Raw genomic sequence first — 18,732 nt, 5'->3', positions numbered from 1 at the left:
TTTATATCCACAGCAACGACCTATTCAGGTGTTTATATTGAAGAAAATAATCGCCTAATATAACCAATTATCTATGCGCTAACACATGATGATCAACATTAGCATGGTTCATCCATTCGACTGAATTCATCATTCTACAGTTCGCGCAAAATATCGCACAGTAACCTGGAGGCAATATGCCAATAACCCCAACTTATCCCGGCGTTTATATTGAAGAGGACGCATCACCAGCACTCTCGGTTCGTTCAGGTGCAACAGCAGTGCCTGTTTTTGCCGTTGCAAATGACAATACATTAATACCAGATAATTCCTATGTTCGTGTTAGTAGCTGGTTAGAATATCTCACACTAAAAGGTGAAAATGGGGAATTTGATCCCACCAATAAGCTTGATATCGCACTGCGGGCTTATTTTATTAACGGCGGTGGATATGCTTATCTCGTTAAAACTAAAGATTTAGTAAAGCAAGTTCCGGTACTTGATGACGTTACACTATTGGTTGCCGCCGGAGAAGAGATCACAACTGCCGTCGGGACACTTTGTCAATCAGGCAAAGGCTTATTTGCTATTTTTGATGGCCCACCAGTTGATACCGATATAAAAGACCCAGAAAAAGTACGCCAGCTTTACCCTCCTACCCCTTATGCCGCCGTTTACTACCCTTGGCTGACCGCCGAATGGGGAGAAAAGAAAACCCTGGTTGATATTCCGCCTAGTGCCGTCATGGCCGGTATTTATGCCAGTGTCGATAGCAGCCGGGGGGTTTGGAAAGCACCAGCCAACGTTCCTGTTCAGGGAGGATTACAACCTAAATACCCGGTAACTGATGACCTGCAAGGAAAATATAACCAAGGTCAAGCGCTGAATATGATCCGTACCTTTCCTAAGAGCGGCACACTGGTCTGGGGTGCTCGCACACTTGAGGACAATGATAACTGGCGTTATATCCCAGTTCGCCGCCTGTTTAACAGTGCAGAACGGGACATTAAAAATGCCATGAGTTTCGCAGTGTTTGAGCCCAACAGCCAACCCACCTGGGAACGAGTACGCAGTGCCATCAATAACTATCTGTATAGTCTGTGGCAGCAAGGTGGTTTAGCGGGAAATAAACCAGATGAAGCTTACTTTGTTCAAATTGGCAAAGGTATCACCATGACCGATGACGATATCAAGCAGGGCAAAATGATCGCCAAAATCGGTATGGCGGCAGTTCGCCCAGCCGAGTTCATTATTTTGCAGTTCACTCAGAATATGAACCAGTAAAAGGGGGACAATATGACCACACAAACCTCCTATCCTGGCGTCTATATTGAAGAAGATGCGTCATTAGATCTGTCTGTCAGCCAAGGAAATACCGCAATACCTGTTTTTATTGGGCGTTTTTCGCCGAAAAAAGCAGAAACCCCACCGTTATTACAGATAACGCATATTAATAGCTGGTTGGATTTTACTAATCTATTCAATGTAGGCTGTATTACGTCGATACAAATCACATCAACTAAAATTGAGTCTAAGCCATTGTCTCCCGCTCCTGTTCCCCAAAAAAGCGAAGGCAATGCGGAAGCCAGAAGTGATATGGAAGTCAAAGACGATACACAAGTCAAGGGTAATACAGAAATTGTTCCCACAACAAAGACCACTATTCAGGTAGAAGATGGAGACCCCGGTTACACTTATGTTGTTAATGTCGATACCTACACAACAAGCAGTGACGCCTTAAAACTTTATTTCCAAAATGGCGGTGGACCTTGTTATATCCTACCACTTTCTGATCAGGAATTGACTGGACATGATCTAAAATTAATTCCTGAGTTAATTGAGCAGGCTTTAGAAATTACATTAATAGTCTGCCCTGAAAAGGGTCATGAACCGAATTGGGAATATAAGAATGCGATATATAAATCACTAGATCCTTTATTAAAGGCCGGATATTTTCTTATCGCTGACAGCCAAACTAAAACAAAAATACCTGACGTTAATGTGAAATCACAAACCGCAACTTATTATCCCCCAGTTAAAGTCTCACAACTCATTCAAACGGAAGATAGTGCTATAGCCGTTTTAGGTTATCTGGATGCAGAACACAACGCAGTCGAAAATCTGGCTCAGCTTAAAGAGAAAAACCCGGCTGTCTATCAACAGGCTATTAATAAAATACAGGACACAATAAAATCCAATGGCAATTTTATTCCTGTCAGTGCAGTAATAGCTGGCGTGTATTGTGCTACTGATGCCAGCCGTGGCGTCTGGAAAGCACCGGCGAATGTTGTACTTAACGGGATTAGTGATGTTACTGAAAGACTCACCGATGATGACCAAAGCAGTATGGACCCATTAGGCATCAATGCCATCCGCTATTTTAATAATCGGGGGATTATCGTATGGGGCGCACGTACCCTGCAAAATGATGATAACTGGCGCTACATTCCAGTTCGGCGTTTATTTAATAGCGCAGAACGCGATATCAAGCAGGCAATGCAATTTGCCGTCTTTGAGCCCAACAGCCAACCCACCTGGGAAAGGGTACGTAGCGCCATCAATAACTATCTATATAGTCTATGGCAGCAAGGGGGGTTAGCAGGAACTAAACCAGATGAAGCCTATTTTGTCCAGATTGGTAAAGGTGTCACCATGTCCGACGATGACATTAAGCAAGGGAAGATGATCGTCAAAATCGGTATGGCCGCCGTACGCCCGGCTGAATTTATCATCCTACAGTTTTCGCAAAATGTAGCACAGTAGCTGTCTAAAACGCGGTTTTACGCCGCGTCTATTCAGTCATTGAGGAGACGATAATGATAATGACGAGAAAACAGCCGGGCATCACGATAACAGAACACCAGATATCCCTGAAACCAAATAATGAATTTATCGGCATACCGGTTTTTATCGGTTATACCCGACAGCCCGGAAACGAAAACACTAACGATAAAATCACCATCAAGCTAAACAGCCTGGCTGATTTTCCCCGAACATGGGATAAGTCAGGATTAATGTACTATTCAGTGCTCCACTTCTTTGAAAATGACGGTCAGCAAGCCTATGTGCTGTCACTAGGCAATGATGAGAATCGAAAAGATTTTCAATCGATTATCACCGCTCTACAACAAGACTCAGTTACGAAAGCAATTTCCACAGAAAGCGAAATCACGTTAATTGTCGTGCCCGATATTGCCCACTTTAATGATCCCCGCGTCCAAAAAGACCTTTGGTTACAATTCTGGCAATCAGTACTCGATCTTTGCAAGAGTCGGCGCGGCATTATGGGATTACTGGATGCGCCAGACGATCCAACATTAGCCGCTGACTGTCTGGCTCAGTTTTCCTCAAATGATCGACAATGGGGTGCAGTATATTGGCCAATGGTGAAAAGTGCCTATCAGGAACACGACCAACCTATCGTACTCTCACCTACCGCTGCGGTCGCCGCCATTATTCAGCGTAACGACAACCAGAAAGGAGCATGGACTGCTCCCGCCAACGTCGCATTAGCCAAAGTTATCAGCCCGGTACGTTCTTACATTGAAGCCAATGCACTCTTTAATCCGGACGGCACTTCACTGAATCTGATTCGAAGCTTTCCCGGCAAAGGGATAAGGATCTGGGGATGTCGCACCTTGGACAATACCCCCGGCTCCTCCTGGCGCTATATCCAAATTCGTCGCCTAGTTTCCTATATCGAAGCCCATATGACCCAACTAGGCCAGTCCTTTGTCTTTGAACCAAATAATCCGATCACTTGGATGAAATTTAAAGGTCAGGCTTACAACTTGCTGCGTCAGTTATGGTTAAAAGGCGGATTACGAGGTTCCCAGGAAGATCAAGCATTTGAGGTGTTACTGGGTGTTAACGAGTCAATGAGTGAAGCAGATATTCTGGCCGGAAAAATAATCATGAAAATCACCCTGGCTCTCCTAATTCCAGCGGAATTTATCGAGCTGAGCCTGATATTTGATACTCGTACCGGTGCCGTACCCAGTTAATTAGGGACAAATAATGAATAACCTCTATACCCCGTCGGTATCACACCGTTTTATCGCCAGTTTTCTGTTCAACAATATCCCCAGCCCGCTGGATATTGCCTTTCAGCGAATATCGGGCCTGAGCCGTGAGTTACAAACTACCCAACACAGCCAGGGCGGGGAAAATGCCAGAAATGTCTGGCTGACCGAAAAGATTCAACACGGCAGCCTGCTTCTGGAACGCGGCGTTATGACGGTGACACCGCTCACCCTGATGTTTGATCGCATCCTACGTGGAGAGAAAGTAGTGTATGCCGACATCGTGATCATGTTACTGAATGAACATTCAATCCCCGTAGCAAGCTGGACGTTAAGTAACGCACTGCCGGTTCGCTGGTCCACCGGCGATTTTGATGCCAATAGCAATGCCATTTTAGTGAACTCTCTAGAATTACGTTATCAAGATATGCGCTGGTTAGGAGTGAAAGCATGACTGTTGAAATTAAAGAACTAATTATTCAAGCCAAAGTCACCGATTCAGTGAGTGATCCCGCCTCCCCACAAACATTAGCTCAGGAAGCACTGGATAACGCCCGTCTAATTGAAATCATAAAACGTGAGGTGTTAGACGCATTACGTGAAACAGGGGGCCATTATGAGCCTAATTGAACGAGGTCTATCCAAACTCACCCTGACTGCCTTTAAAGACCGGGAAGGTAAAGTCTCGGTGGGCAGTTTACAGGCCATGTATAACCCCAATGCGATCCAACTCGATTATCAAGCCGGTTATCACCAAGATGAAAGTATTAATAATGCCAGCCAAAGCAGCCGCTATGTGTTATCCCAACCGGCTGGCTTATCATTAGTCCTGCTGTTTGATGCCGCTATACCCGGCAATAACATTCCAGTAGAAACCCAACTGGCGACCCTGAAAGCCTTGTGTACAGTTGATGCCAGCACTAGAGTGCCCCATTTCCTTAAAATCAAATGGGGTAAAATGCGCTGGGAAAACAGAGGCTATTTTGCCGGACGGGCCAGTGGTCTCACTATCAATTACACCCTGTTTGACCGGGACGCTACGCCACTACGAGCCAACGCTACCCTATCTCTAGTGGCGGACGAAAGCTTTGTTATTCAAGCCACGGAACAGCAATTAAAATCACCACCAGTTACTACGGTCAACGTGATCGATATGCTCTCCCTGCCCTTGATTGCCTTAGGTGCCGGAGCTTCTCTAGCGGGTGGTATTGACTATCTCTCCCTCGCCTGGCAAAACAATCTGGATAATCTTGATGATTTTGCCCCAGGACAAACACTGCAAGCACAGGGGGATGTATGAAGATATCCGCAATAGATATCAAAATAAATGGTAAAGTACTCAGCCAATTTTCTATCGTGAGTCTTAAATTAGTCCACCAAATCAATGGAATCCCCTCAGCTAAAATCATCTTAAATACATCTGGCGATGCCAACCATATTTTTGACGACAAGGAGCAGGATGAATTGGCAAGCTGCCGTCCGAATCATGAACTAATCGTGCAACTGCAAAAAACCGTGTTGTTTAAGGGGATCATTGTTCGGCAAACGCTTAAGTTCAAAGGCCAAGACAGTCTGATGACCTTGACGGCAAAACATCCATTACAAAAATTAACAGATGGTCTCCACTCACAGCTATTCAGTCAACAAAGTGATGAAGCCATTATCAGAAAACTATTCAAACAGTCAGGTATACCCGTTACGATAAAACAAGCGCCTCAGCTTAAAACTGAACATGAGCAAATGGTCCAGTTTCGCTGCAATGACTGGAAATTCTTAAAAAGTCGATTGGCTGCGACCAATACCTGGCTGTTGCCCGGTAACGAAACTGTCGCACTGGTGATGCCAGAATCACTTAATCAATCAACCGTGCACACAATCAAACAACGTGCCAGTGATCAAGACATTGTGCTGTTTGAGGCGGATCTGCAATGGGACAATCAGCACAGCCCCAAAGCAGTGAGCGTACAATCCTGGGATATCGCACAACAAAAACTGTCTCAGGCCGCTCAGGCAAAAAACAGCGGGCTTGGCAGCGACCAACTCGCACCAGACAGTTTGGCAACCTTAACCGATCAGACATGGCAATGGGTTTTTAGTTATCCGCAAGATAATGAACAAGCCAAATACCTTGCTCAAGGCATCATGAATAACCTACGAAGTCATAATGTCTCCGGAAATTTTGAAGTAGCAGGAGATAGCCGCTATCAACCGGGGGATGTTCTGGCGTTAAGCGGCTTTGGCCAGGGAATGGATGGTAAAGGTATTATCACTGGCGTCAGTCAGACCATCAATCAGCGGCAAGGCTGGCGCACCCGATTAACTCTGGGCTTGTTGCCGGAAACAGAACCGGCGGTCCCGCAGGTTAAAGAGCTACATGTGGGGATTGTGGAAAAATACCAACAGGACAAGCAGTCACTAGACCGAATTCCGGTCAGGATACCGGCGTTAAGTTTAACCAACAGCGTGCTTTTTGCCCGACTGGGTAAACCTTATGCCAGTCATGAAAGCGGATTCTGTTTCTACCCTGACCCGGGGGATGAGGTGATTGTCGGTTTCTTTGAATGCGATCCGCGCTTCCCAGTGATATTAGGCGCTATGCACAACCCGAAAAATAAATCCCCGCTAGAGCCGAGTGAAAAAAATCCGGTAAAAACTTTGGTGATCAAACAAGGGGATAATCAGCAAGCATTTGCCTTCGATAATCAAAAGAAAACCCTCACATTGAATAGTGGAAAAAATACCGTATCTCTGCAACAGGACAAAGATATCACGCTTAATTCAACTAAGAATCTCATCACCAAAGCCCAGGAAATTAACCTACAAGCTGAAAAATCCCTGTCAGCCACTGGAAAGTCCAGCGTCGATATTAAAGGGGCGAAAATTAACTTAACACAGTAATAGGACCGAGAGATGACAGACAACATATTAGCCGATATTTATGGCCGGGGTTGGGCTTTTCCACCACAATTTTTTATCCAAGATAATACGCATCCAGAAATACCCACCGGTGTCCAAATGGCAGCAGGCGCAGAGAATGTTCGCCAAAGCATGAAAATTCTTTTTCTCACTGAACCCGGCGAACGGATTATGCGTGAAGATTACGGTTGTGGTCTGAATGATTATCTGTTTGCCAATATCAATGATGCACTGATAGCAGAAATCCAAACCCGAATTGAAGAACGCGTACTGCGCTATGAACCACGCGCGGAAATCACGATGATTCAGGTCAATCAGAGAACGAATTCACCCAATACCCTACATATTCAGGTGACTTACATCCTGAGAGGGAGCGAAATCAACCAACAAATTGATGGCATCCTTGAGGTCAACGAAGGCCAAGTGTGGATGAACCTATGAGTAAACAATTAGTCGTTGATGGTGACAACCTGCTATTTGAACCGTTATTCGGCAACCGGCAAGTCACGCTTCTGGGACCGGCAACCATTAGAGGCAGCGGGCACGCCAAAATCCAAGGCAAAAAAATCGTTATTGTGGGTGACGAAAAAAAAGTACAGTTTCAAGCGCAATATATTACCCCTAGCCATCCCATACCCGGCATGGGGATGGTCACCATTGCCCAATTAGATGCCAGCCAACAGGTAAACTTTTGCCGCAGCCCTGCCTCGGTGATTGTTGTCGGGCAACAATTTATCGCCCGTTTTACGCCATCACAACCGGCGAATAATCCATCAACTGGCCCGGATGTAACGGCCCCCAGTATGGGAAAAGGCCGTTTTATTGCCAGCCAATATTCAGTGAGTGCCGGGTAAATAATCCCTTCAACCTTATTCTTAAATAACAGGTGGTATAAATATGGGACAAGCCGAGTTAGACAATAAACTCTCTGCTATTGTGCCAGATACTGCATTTAAGCTTGATGAAAGAAGTACGCTGGATATTTTAAACTGGCTTAAAGAATACACCGCAATCATCCCTTTCGATCAAGAGAAAAAACAGTTCTGGGACAGCTTCTACTTTATTAAAGAAAACGACCCTCAGCGATTAGCCGATATTTATCAAAACATCGATAAAGCAAATGGGCTTTTACCGCCACATCAAGCTTTTGTCCTAGCTTTTTTAAAGTTATTAGAAACATCCAAAGTATTACTCAATACCTTTCCGGCCAGACATCGTGCTCTATATTACCGACAGTTATTGGGCTTGAAACCCAAAAACGCCCGAGCAGATAGCGTTGCGATTGAAATAGCTTTGAATACAGATATAACGGAGTATCTTGTTCCTCTGGGAACTCTCTTTGAGGCCGGGCAAGATAGAGTAGGAACCCCGTTACAGTATGCATCAGACGAAAATTTACTAGCAAATCAGGGCGCGCTGACCGATCTACGCTGGTATCGGAAAGATAACTATGAATGGCAATCGGCAACGCTACTGGATCGAGCAGATAACATTGAATTACCCGAAAACAGTTTTCAGCTGTTGAATCCAACATCCAATGATATTCCGATTCTATCTGGCTACCTGATTACCTCGTCTTTATTTGCTATGTCGAAGGGAGAACGCAATATCACGTTGACATTGACCACACCCTGGGATGGGAATGAGAAACATATCATTGCTACGATCAGTTCAGGAAATCACTGGCTTTCATTATCAGTAGTAAAAGAAGATACCCAACATCTTACACTTCACTTGTCGGCCAATGATGATCCCATCAGCCCGCCTGACGGCCTTGATGGAATGGCATTTGATGTACCAATACTAAAACTGGGCACTATTCAAGGAACAACTTTACCCACAATTACCGCAATTAACATCAGCATTAACGGCAACCGCGATGTACTATATGCCTCTGATGGAGGCATTGAACAAACGGATACCACTAGTTTTCCCTTTGGCCAATCACCATTGCTAGGTTCCGGTTTTAACCTAATTGCCCCAGAGTGGTATGGCACTGAAAATGCAACACTCACTATCACCCCACAATGGATTGGATTGCCTACAGAGAATTTCTCAAAGTGGTATGAAAAATATCATCCTAAACCTGCTGCGAATAACGTATTTAAAATACAGGGCTATTTAGTCATCCCTCAGGAAAGAATCACTCTCAATAAGGGTGAGGCTCAACCATTATTCAGTGAAACTCAACTTCCTCCATATAATGGAGAACAACCTAATGATCCGCCACAAGGAAAAAGCCTGGTTTTTACCTTACCGGCAATGAATTATCCCCTTGCAGACAGCGAGTCACCCAATGATTGGCCTGCATCAGTGCGCATAGAACTGGCTGAACAAGACTTTTTGCACATGCAATACTGGCAAGATCCCACAAATAAAAATCCCCCCTATACGCCTCAAATCAGTGCCTTACAGGTTGAATTCAGCGCTAAAGCGAAAACAGAGCAATTTTCCGTCTATCCCCTGACGCCTTTTGGTTGGGACGAGGCAGTAGAGGCAGTAATAGAAAAATCTAAATTAACCCATGAAGCATTCTATTTAGGCTTTACTGACGTCCTACCGGGGCAAACTTTATCCTTGTACTGGCAGTTAGCAGGTATTAAAGCTCTCACTTTATCTTGGTTTTATTTGAACAAGAAAAATATCTGGAATCCATTGGATAATCTGGTTCACGACCAAACCCATAACCTGTCTAATCGAGGGCTCTGGCGAACCTTATTGCCACAAGATGCTTCAAATCAAGCATCCCAGATGCCAACAGGACGGTACTGGCTGAAAGCAGAGATAGTCAATAAGGTTAACCCCCAAGATTACCCACGCATTAAAGGCATACTGTATAACGCCACCACTGCTACCTTAATCAATGCAGAAACCATTGAACCGGATCACTTTATCAACGGATTGGCCGCCAATAGTATTCAACAACTAACCAAAACATCTGTTGCAGTCAGTGGTGTGACCCAACCTTGGGCATCCTGGAATGGCCATCCACCAGAAACCGAGCAGGATTTTCTGAAACGGGTTCCTACCCGGTTGTCTAACCGTAACCGGGTGCTGAGTTGGGATAATATGGTCACTTTGCTGAAAGAACATTTTGTCAACATATTTGATGTCAAATACCCTTCCGCCAATGAATTAACTAAAATCCCAGCCCCGGAGACGCAACAACTGATTGTCATCCCTAACAGCCATTACAAAGATAATGATGACGCGCTACGTCCAACCCTGAACCCAGCCCGACTGGCAGAAATGGTCAACTGGATAAGCCAGCTAAGCAGCCCCTGGACCACCCTCAAAATCGACAATCCCAAATACGTTGACGTCCTGATTAACTATGAACTGACATTTGTCGCAGGAGTTAATCCCGACTATGGCCATCATCAGTTACAGCAAGAGCTGAGCAGGAAATATATGCCGTGGGCAGAAGATACCGCGATTAGTGTAACAACCGGTAACCGTATTGATTACTACCAGTTATTAGCCACGATTCAGCAGTCACCTTTAGTTGAACGAGTCACCAGCTTAACGTTGAAAAAACATCTCCAACCCACAGAAGCAACAGGTGACAGTGTAGAAGCCGCTGTTGACGAAGTGCTTATTTCAATCTGGTCAGGTAGTACTTATCAAAACCAAGGAGCTGACAATGAATAACCAGGACGCCCTGTTCCCCATTGTTAAAAACGATATTGCCTTTGATACCTTACTTACCCAAGCCAAGGCGGTTATTGAACAACAATCCGGCCAATGCTGGAGCGATACTGACGAACATGATCCTGGCATCACCTTATTAGAAGCTTGTTGTTATGGTGCCTCTGATCTGGCCTACCGCCACTCACTACCACTTGTTGATCTCCTTACTCCTAAATCTACCCCTACATCTGACAACGATATTTTCCCACAAGAGTTTGGCCCACAACAAACACTGACTTGTTGCCCAATTACTGCTGATGATTATCGCCGGGCTTTATTGGACCTGCACAGTAGCGATAACATTGACGACAAAAGCGCGGGTTATTTTTTCTTTAACGATGCACAGCTAATTCGTGAACCTGAAAGCGAACGCTATGAATACTGGTATAACAAAGAAGAACGTGAATATAGTTTCATTAAAACTTCAGACAGCCAACAGTTAAAGTTAACGCTGAGAGGCAATTACTGGCTTTATCTACTCCCTAGCCGGGAAACTGAGGCCGATAAAGTACTGGCACAGCAAAGTCTGGCGGCTTTCTTAAAAAACAACCGTAATTTGGGGGAATCAGTCAGTAAAATTATTTGGCTACAACCCGTCGATTTCCTATTGGAAATTGACATTACACTTGATGATGACACCGAACATGAAGACATTGATACCATATTTGCCAAAATTTATATGGTAACAGAACAGATGGTCATTAAAAAACCATTACGCTATACCACCCAAGCCATGATGGAACAGGGGTATAATAATGAAGAAATTTTTGAAGGTCCTTATTTACATCACGGCTGGATACCCGAATTACCGGCGGCCAAAGATTATACCAAACCGACAGAATTAAAGCTCAGCCATTTGGCTAATCGTTTACTGGCTATCCCTGGGATACAAAGTATTACTCAATTAGCATTAGGCAAACATGATAAAAACATTTCTCCGCTGGCGGACGATAATTGGTCCTGGACCATCGCTCAAGGATACTACCCTAGATTATGGGGCAGTAAACCATTAGCATTGATTACCTCACAAACAAGCCCACTTAAAATTACTACCAACGACGGGATTAATATCACCACATCTGAATCAAGTGTGAAGAAAAAGATCACTGCAAAACCTCTAATTAATTTACAACCAGAATTATCGAATTGGGGGAAGCATCGTAAAGTTCTGGACTACTACCCAGTGGGCAATAAATTACCTGCCTGCTATGGATTACAGACTTATGCCAATACCCCACTTCAAATACAATTACACCAATTTATGTTGCCTTTCGAACAACTATTAGCTAATGGTTGTGCCGAACTCAACCTCTTACCAAAATTATTAGCCTTTAAACAACGAGGAAATGACGTATATGGCACTCAATGGCCTTTTAAAGAGGATACCATCAGTCAGAAAGTCTATCAGAGTATAAAGACTGATTTAACCAATAAGTTAGACAAGGATTCACAAATCTATATTAATGGCAATATTCAGCAACAGAATTATGATAAAGAGCTGACTATTCTAGATTATCTGTTGGGCTATTTTGGGGCTAAGTGCGCAACCCCGCCACTGTTGCCAAACTCACTGACACCGTTTCAGACTAAGGATTTTCTATCTACCCAACGTGAATATCTGGCGCAACAACCTGAACTGACCTACCAGCGTAATAATATTCGTATTGATCAAGTATCAGCACTCCAGAAACGTATTGCCGCCCGATTGGGCTTAGGTGGGGAATGTTTCAGTGAAACGCCTAATCTGGCTGACCTGCCCTTCTATTTGATTGAACATCGTCAACTCTTACCGGCAAAGCCCGATAAAAAATTCGATACTGTGCAAAAACCTGATGCTCTGAAAGTTGAAGGTGATCAATTAAAAATTACGCAAAAAGGTACAACAGGTCAATTACTGCAAGGTCAATTGATTGACTTGATTATTAAAGGTGGCTCAGAAAAAAACAAAGTGTTACGTAGTCAAATGATTACTGAGATTAAAGATGACACATTTACCCTTAATACCAGTAACAGTAATAGTAATAGTTTGAAAAATAATCTGGGCAGAGTACAGCAGGCATTTAATGACGGTAACCTAGTCTGGCAAAATAGCCCAGTATGGCTGGAAGATATAGACTATCAATTGGTTTATGACAATAACTACCAACCAAGTGATACAGAAACTGAACGCAGGATTACCATCAAAAAAGGAAACCTTTTCCCTGCGATGATAAAAGAAAATGACGAAATCACACTGAAATATACAGATGCATCACCAAAACTGGATTCAAAGACACCATATCAGGCTAATACACCTGACTATGAACTCAAAGTAAAAGTAGATAAATTCGATTATATTAAAAATTTTATATTAGTTAAAAAAGAAGAAGATTCACCACATAATTTTCCATCAGACGCGGAAGCATCGAATTACCACTGGTACTTTTCCGATGGAAGTATCTTATCCGATCGCTTTTCATTTATAGTCAGCGTAGTATTCGATCGCAAGTTAATTGATAAAAATATGGATACCATCGATCCTCACAAGCTGGATTCGTGGATAAAAGCAGAGATCTTAGCTGAATTTCCAGTCCATCTATCACTGATTATTCATTGGCTGCCATCGGAAAATTTTAAGAATTTCGCCCATTCCTATAAGCGCTGGCAGAATAATGGAGCACCTTTAGGAGATGAAGCATATAAGATTTTAAAAACCTTAACTCTGGGGCACCTACCTTCTGCATTAACGGGCATTGGCAATATGCAAATTGCCACCACACAACAGCGTAAAGAAGTGATTGGTGAATCTGGACAAGAATGGAACAGCGGAGTAATAGAAGATAACCAGTTGTTGTATGTACCTCATACTAGAAAGTAAATTCAGATTAGCAAAATCCTTAACTAAGATATAAAAAAATAGATAGATTGAAGATCATTTATTAAAGTCTTAAGATGACAAAGATAGAAATTAAACTTATCTATGAAAATAAAATATTTAATGCAAAACCACAATAAGAGGTTTTATTATTAAATTAAGCACGCCTTCTTATGACTATTTCATCATACAACAGTACTTACCTGACATTTAAAAAAGAATATCTCAATATTAAATAAGGTACCAAAAATGGAAAATAAACACAATCCATCCAACACAGAAAATTACAATATTGAACCAATAGGTCCTTCAACCGATGAATTAAAAGAGAAATTTAAAGAAGGCAGTATTCCATTAGAAGAGGATTTTTACGATCTAATTGATATTGCCGATATTGGTCGCAAAGCAACTGGACAAGAACCTGGTCAAACTGATAATCCAAATTCAGCCCTAGAGCTGGATAAGAGTGGTTTGCTAATGGTGAAAATTAATCCCACAGGCGGTTTAAAAAAAGACAAAGATGGGTTAGCAGTAAAAGCTGGCCAGGGTATTAACGTTGATATTAATGGTGTGAGTGTTAATATCCAAGAAATCGCATCGGTACTTGCTGACTTAATTATTCCTAAAGGAACAATTGTACCATTTTATCGTGATGATTATGATAATCCTCCTTCTGGTTGGGCATGGTGTGATGGTAATAATGGGACGCCTAAATTAAATGATAATCCTCCTACTATTAATGATAGTATAGATAGTGTTTATTTGATTTCAAGTGATAATTACAATCATGATAAAAGATACTATTTCAACTCAGATAAAGAAAGTAATAGTAATCATGTGGCTGTAAATCTCAAATTCATGAGATATATCATGAAAATATAATTCAGTTAATTATATATTTCACACCTAAATTCACCCATATTTATTAATTAAAAAAGAGACCTTAATATGATTTCTGAACCAATTCTATTAAGACGAATTATCATTACTATTGAGGTTAATAACTCCCAAGTAGCTAAAAAAGTACTGCATGGTTCTCTGTTAAATCAATCCAACATACACAGATTATTAAATTCATTCTTTGATCAACATACTATTAATCAGGATATCTATTTTGGGACATTAACCTTGAATCTTGGCGAAACAAAATTACATGATTTTAATTCGCTATTTCCTGTACAGCTTAATACTGCTCTTTCTCAGGCATTGAATCAATATCAAATAAATAATCAGGCGGAAAAAACTCTTACCGAAGAATCAATATCACAGAAAGTTATCGATAAGGTTTTTTTATTGCACGATAATGATTTAATCAATGCTGAGAATTTTATTTATTACTTATATCAGAAAGATTCTATATTCAATCCAATAAAGCAGATGATGAATAATAAAGATATTGATATCAATATTAAAAAACTCATTAACCAAATAACACAGATAGAAAGTAAATTAGCATTATTACTGGCAAAAAGCTGTTTATCTGAACACAGTCTGCAACAGCTTCTGGCTATCGGGCAACCTGCTTTATTGAATGCCATTAGTTACAGATTATTGGAAGGGATAAACAGAACACAAGACCAAGAGGAACTTGTCTCATCTGGACAATTAGTATTGAATGCACTTGGGTATATACAACGAAATAATACACAGGAAATACCTAAACCCGATGCAAAAGTTATATCACACATTACGGTTGGATTAGATAGTGATGCACTTAATGCTGCATCTGTTATTGAGCTATTTCGCCAGACTGTAATTTATAACTCTTCACTAAATGAGTGGTTGGAACAACTTTGGCAAACAGAGTCGGTTTCACAGTTATGTAAAAAACATCTCTCTATTCAGGAATACAAAAATTTGGCAAAGCGCTTTAACCGTGAAAACCCGCCTTTCAGAGAACAACCTTTACAGCAAACAACCTCTGTTGATTTGATATTGACTGAGATATTGCAGACGTTAGCTACAGGGTATAAACAACATTTACCACAATTAAGTCAGCATCAACTTTCATTAATAGCGACAGCCATTCAACAAGGAGAAGTCAAAATACAAAATATTCTTCAGCTATTTAAACATCCTGTGTTATATAACAGTGAGGGTACAGCTTGGTTAGCTCCGTTATGGCAATTAGCTCCTGTTTCACAGCTATGTAAAAAACATATTTCTGCTCAAGAATATAAAAACCTAGTAAAACGCTTTGATCGTGAAAACCAGCCTTTCAGAAAACAATCCTTACAGCAAACAACCATTGTCGATTCAATATTGACTGAGATATTGCAGGCGTTAGCTACAGGGCATAAACAACATTTACCACAATTAAATCAGCATCAACTTTCATTGATAACTACAGCCATTCAACAAGGAGATATTAAAACACAAAATATCCTCCGGCTATTTCAACATCCAATGTTATATAACAGCGAAGGTACAACTTGGTTAGCTCCGTTATGGCAATTGGCTCCTGTTTCACTGCTATGTAAAAAACACCTTTCTGCTGAGGAATATCAATATTTATCGGAACGCTTTATGCTAAACCACACGATAATCTCCGAAAACCGGCAAACATTATCAGCATCGGATAATCTGCGCGTTACAGGCAATAACCAACTGCGAACTATCAACAGAGCACGTTCTAAATCGGATTTATTGCCTGAACAAACGTTTCCACGTCAGGTGAGTAATGCCGGAATATTGGTTCTATGGCCGATGTTATCTGCGTTATTTAATCAACTTAGTCTGCTCGAAACACAGAAATTTATTCATCGTCAGGCTCAATTCAGTGCCGTTAATTTCCTTGATTATCTAATTTGGGGAACCAAAGAGACACCGGCAGAAAGAAAAATACTGAATAACATTCTGTGCGGGCTAATGACTGATGAAACAACTGAATCAGTCCTTATTGAACCAGAAAAACAATTGGTAACAGAACAGTGGCTGGATGCGGTTATCAGCCAACTTCCTGCCTGGAAAAAACTAAGCCGCAATGACGCCCGACAACTGTTCTTACAACGACCGGGGGAATTGCTGATAAATGAACAGGAAACCAAAATCACGGTACAACATCAGCCATTTGATGTGTTGTTAACCGACTGGCCTTGGCCATTAAATATCGCCAAACTTCCCTGGTTGGATCGCCCCTTATTAATTGACTGGCAAAATATTTAAAAGGTTTATATGGACTATCTGCTTACAAATAACCACAGTGAAATTCAGCATATGACGTCTGAATTATGCTGGATTTATCTTCATCTGGAACGTATCGATCTACTATTACAGCAATACTATTATCAGAAGAGAGACCTGTACAATTCATTACCGGAAAGTTTTTTACTGACCGAAGATGAAGTAAAACAATGTTTGGTAACACCACTGGGTATTCCTCATTGGCTAATTAAAGCAAATAATCCTATTCACTATCCTGAAATCGAGAAAAGCCCTGGCCTTGATGCATTATCATTATTAGTCGAACGTTTCGAACTCACTGAATTTGAACGGGATACCTTGTTATTAGGTTTATTGCCGCATTTTGACAGCCGTTATCATGCACTATTTGCTGCTCTCAATGGTAACAGTAAAAAACAGTGGCCGAGTTTTGCTTTAGCGATTGAATTATTTAGCCAATGTCAAAGTGATCGACAATTACTGCAAAACAGTTTTTTACCGCAAACACCATTAATCAACAACCAACTACTACGGCTTAATAATCAAGAAGAACCAATCTGGTTACAAACACAATTTTTAACTCACAACTCTGTCTGGCATTTTTTATCGGGACAACGAGTTATTCTACAGCCATTAATAACCTGTGCTAATTGGCATACTCCCACCTCACATAATTGGTATCCACAAACTCTTTATCATTCACTGGAAAAAATATTACTAAATGAAACCGATAAAATACAGCCATTGGTCATACTCAGAGGAAAAGAAGGCAGCGCCAGAGAATTAGCGGTCAGTAATATTATGACATATCATAGTATTCATACCTTAATTCTTGATTTAGCTCGCCTGCCCGACGAAGAAAATAGTGTCACAATACCCATACTGGCAGATGCAATACGAGAAATCCGCTTGCATGATGCCTGTTTATTAATCCGCAATTTTTCTTTACTTGCGAAGGAAAAGAAAATATTACACCATGAGTTATCAATTTTATTGAATCAGCCGAAATTAAAAGTAGTTTGTCTGGCAGAACCGGAAAATGCATTAGTCTGGATTAAACATTTGCCAATAGTACAAATTGATATGCCAGCAGCAACGTTGGAAGATAGAAAAACAATGCTAAAAGCAAGTTTACCGGCTAATGTCATCCAAGGAATCAATATTACTCCGCTCTGTCAACGTTTCTCTTTTACAGCAGAAACATTACCGCTCATTGTTGAAGAAGCACATCAATACCAGATGATTCGGCAACCAGAAGGCCAACTGGAAGAAACTGATTTACGTAAGGCATTAAATTTCCGCGCTCAACAAAATTTCGGTAAATTAGCCCAGCGAATCACTCCCAAACGCAGCTTTAAAGATTTAGTGGTTTCAGATACGTTAGCGCAACAGCTAAAAGAGATCGTCGCAGCCATTAATTACCGTGACCAAATTCTGAGCTCTGGCTTTCAGGAAAAAATCAGTTACGGTACCGGTATTAGTGCGTTATTTTATGGAGAATCGGGTACCGGTAAAACAATGGCTGCTGAGGTGATTGCCAATAATCTTGGCGTTGATCTGATTAAAGTCGATCTCTCTACCGTGGTGAATAAATACATCGGTGAAACGGAAAAAAATATCTCCCGTATTTTCGATCTGGCCGAAGCGGATTCTGGGGTGCTATTTTTCGACGAAGCCGATGCCTTATTTGGCAAACGCAGTGAAACTAAAGATGCCCAAGACAGACATGCCAATATTGAAGTTTCTTACCTGTTACAACGATTAGAGGACTATCCGGGATTAGTGATTTTAGCCACCAATAACCGTAGCCATCTTGACAGCGCGTTTAATCGCCGTTTTACTTTTATTACTCGTTTTACTTACCCAGATGAAGCATTACGCAAAAAAATGTGGCAAAAAATCTGGCCTGAACAACTGACATTATCCCATGAAATTGATTTTGATCACCTAGCTAAACGAGCTGACCTAACCGGAGCGAATATCAGAAATATTGCCCTATTGTCATCCATATTATCCGCAGATGATAATATTGGACAGGTTGAAAATAAACATATAGAACGAGCCGTGATACTTGAATTAAATAAAACAGGACGGCTAGCTTTTTAAAAAC

At 41.6% G+C, this 18,732-nt stretch carries 14 protein-coding genes; all 14 read left to right on the top strand.

Annotated features, from left to right (window positions below):
* The first annotated feature begins 176 nt into the window (after positions 1-176).
* The 14 genes from B0X70_RS08770 (at position 177) to B0X70_RS08705 (ending at position 18,728) form a co-directional block, all read left to right on the top strand.
* Positions 177-1,262 (top strand): phage tail sheath family protein, encoded by a 1,086-nt coding sequence (locus tag B0X70_RS08770; RefSeq protein ID WP_036807064.1) that lies wholly within the window; start codon positions 177-179, stop codon positions 1,260-1,262.
* Positions 1,263-1,274: 12 nt separating this feature from the next.
* Entirely contained in the window at positions 1,275-2,741 is a 1,467-nt protein-coding gene (locus B0X70_RS08765; protein ID WP_217471324.1) for a phage tail sheath family protein, read from the top strand.
* A gap of 59 nt (positions 2,742-2,800) precedes the next feature.
* The gene (locus B0X70_RS08760) at positions 2,801-3,982 is read left to right on the top strand and encodes a phage tail sheath family protein (protein ID WP_036807746.1); all 1,182 of its coding nucleotides are present in this window, start codon (positions 2,801-2,803) and stop codon (positions 3,980-3,982) included.
* Between the two features lie 13 nt (positions 3,983-3,995).
* A complete protein-coding gene (locus tag B0X70_RS08755) occupies positions 3,996-4,454 on the top strand; it encodes a phage tail protein (protein WP_036807057.1) in 459 nt (152 codons plus the stop codon).
* Entirely contained in the window at positions 4,451-4,630 is a 180-nt protein-coding gene (locus tag B0X70_RS08750) for a DUF5908 family protein (RefSeq protein WP_217471323.1), read from the top strand. The genes B0X70_RS08755 and B0X70_RS08750 overlap by 4 nt, the downstream gene beginning before the upstream one ends.
* Complete coding sequence (locus B0X70_RS08745; RefSeq protein ID WP_217471322.1) at positions 4,617-5,300, top strand: CIS tube protein; 684 nt, start codon at positions 4,617-4,619, stop codon at positions 5,298-5,300. The genes B0X70_RS08750 and B0X70_RS08745 overlap by 14 nt, the downstream gene beginning before the upstream one ends.
* Positions 5,297-6,898, top strand: a complete 1,602-nt coding sequence (locus B0X70_RS08740; RefSeq protein WP_036807050.1) for a phage baseplate assembly protein V — start codon at positions 5,297-5,299, stop codon at positions 6,896-6,898. The genes B0X70_RS08745 and B0X70_RS08740 overlap by 4 nt, the downstream gene beginning before the upstream one ends.
* A gap of 12 nt (positions 6,899-6,910) precedes the next feature.
* Entirely contained in the window at positions 6,911-7,357 is a 447-nt protein-coding gene (locus B0X70_RS08735; RefSeq protein ID WP_036807047.1) for a GPW/gp25 family protein, read from the top strand.
* A complete protein-coding gene (locus tag B0X70_RS08730) occupies positions 7,354-7,770 on the top strand; it encodes a contractile injection system spike tip protein (RefSeq protein ID WP_036807044.1) in 417 nt (138 codons plus the stop codon). The genes B0X70_RS08735 and B0X70_RS08730 overlap by 4 nt, the downstream gene beginning before the upstream one ends.
* 43 nt (positions 7,771-7,813) lie before the next feature.
* A complete protein-coding gene (locus tag B0X70_RS08725) occupies positions 7,814-10,567 on the top strand; it encodes a baseplate J/gp47 family protein (RefSeq protein ID WP_217471321.1) in 2,754 nt (917 codons plus the stop codon).
* Complete coding sequence (locus tag B0X70_RS08720; protein WP_217471320.1) at positions 10,560-13,463, top strand: baseplate wedge protein; 2,904 nt, start codon at positions 10,560-10,562, stop codon at positions 13,461-13,463. The genes B0X70_RS08725 and B0X70_RS08720 overlap by 8 nt, the downstream gene beginning before the upstream one ends.
* 246 nt (positions 13,464-13,709) lie before the next feature.
* Positions 13,710-14,342, top strand: a complete 633-nt coding sequence (locus tag B0X70_RS08715) for a hypothetical protein (protein ID WP_217471319.1) — start codon at positions 13,710-13,712, stop codon at positions 14,340-14,342.
* Between the two features lie 66 nt (positions 14,343-14,408).
* On the top strand, positions 14,409-16,625 hold the full coding sequence (locus B0X70_RS08710; RefSeq protein ID WP_217471318.1) for a contractile injection system tape measure protein: 2,217 nt from the start codon (positions 14,409-14,411) through the stop codon (positions 16,623-16,625).
* Between the two features lie 9 nt (positions 16,626-16,634).
* A complete protein-coding gene (locus tag B0X70_RS08705) occupies positions 16,635-18,728 on the top strand; it encodes an ATP-binding protein (RefSeq protein ID WP_217471317.1) in 2,094 nt (697 codons plus the stop codon).
* Positions 18,729-18,732 lie beyond the last annotated feature (4 nt).

Origin of the sequence: Photorhabdus akhurstii (genome assembly GCF_019090985.1) — a bacterium.
In the GTDB taxonomy this organism is placed as follows: Bacteria; Pseudomonadota; Gammaproteobacteria; order Enterobacterales; family Enterobacteriaceae; genus Photorhabdus; species Photorhabdus akhurstii.
Note: the sequence above shows the minus strand (reverse complement) of the source record. Positions and strands in the feature narration are given on the sequence as shown.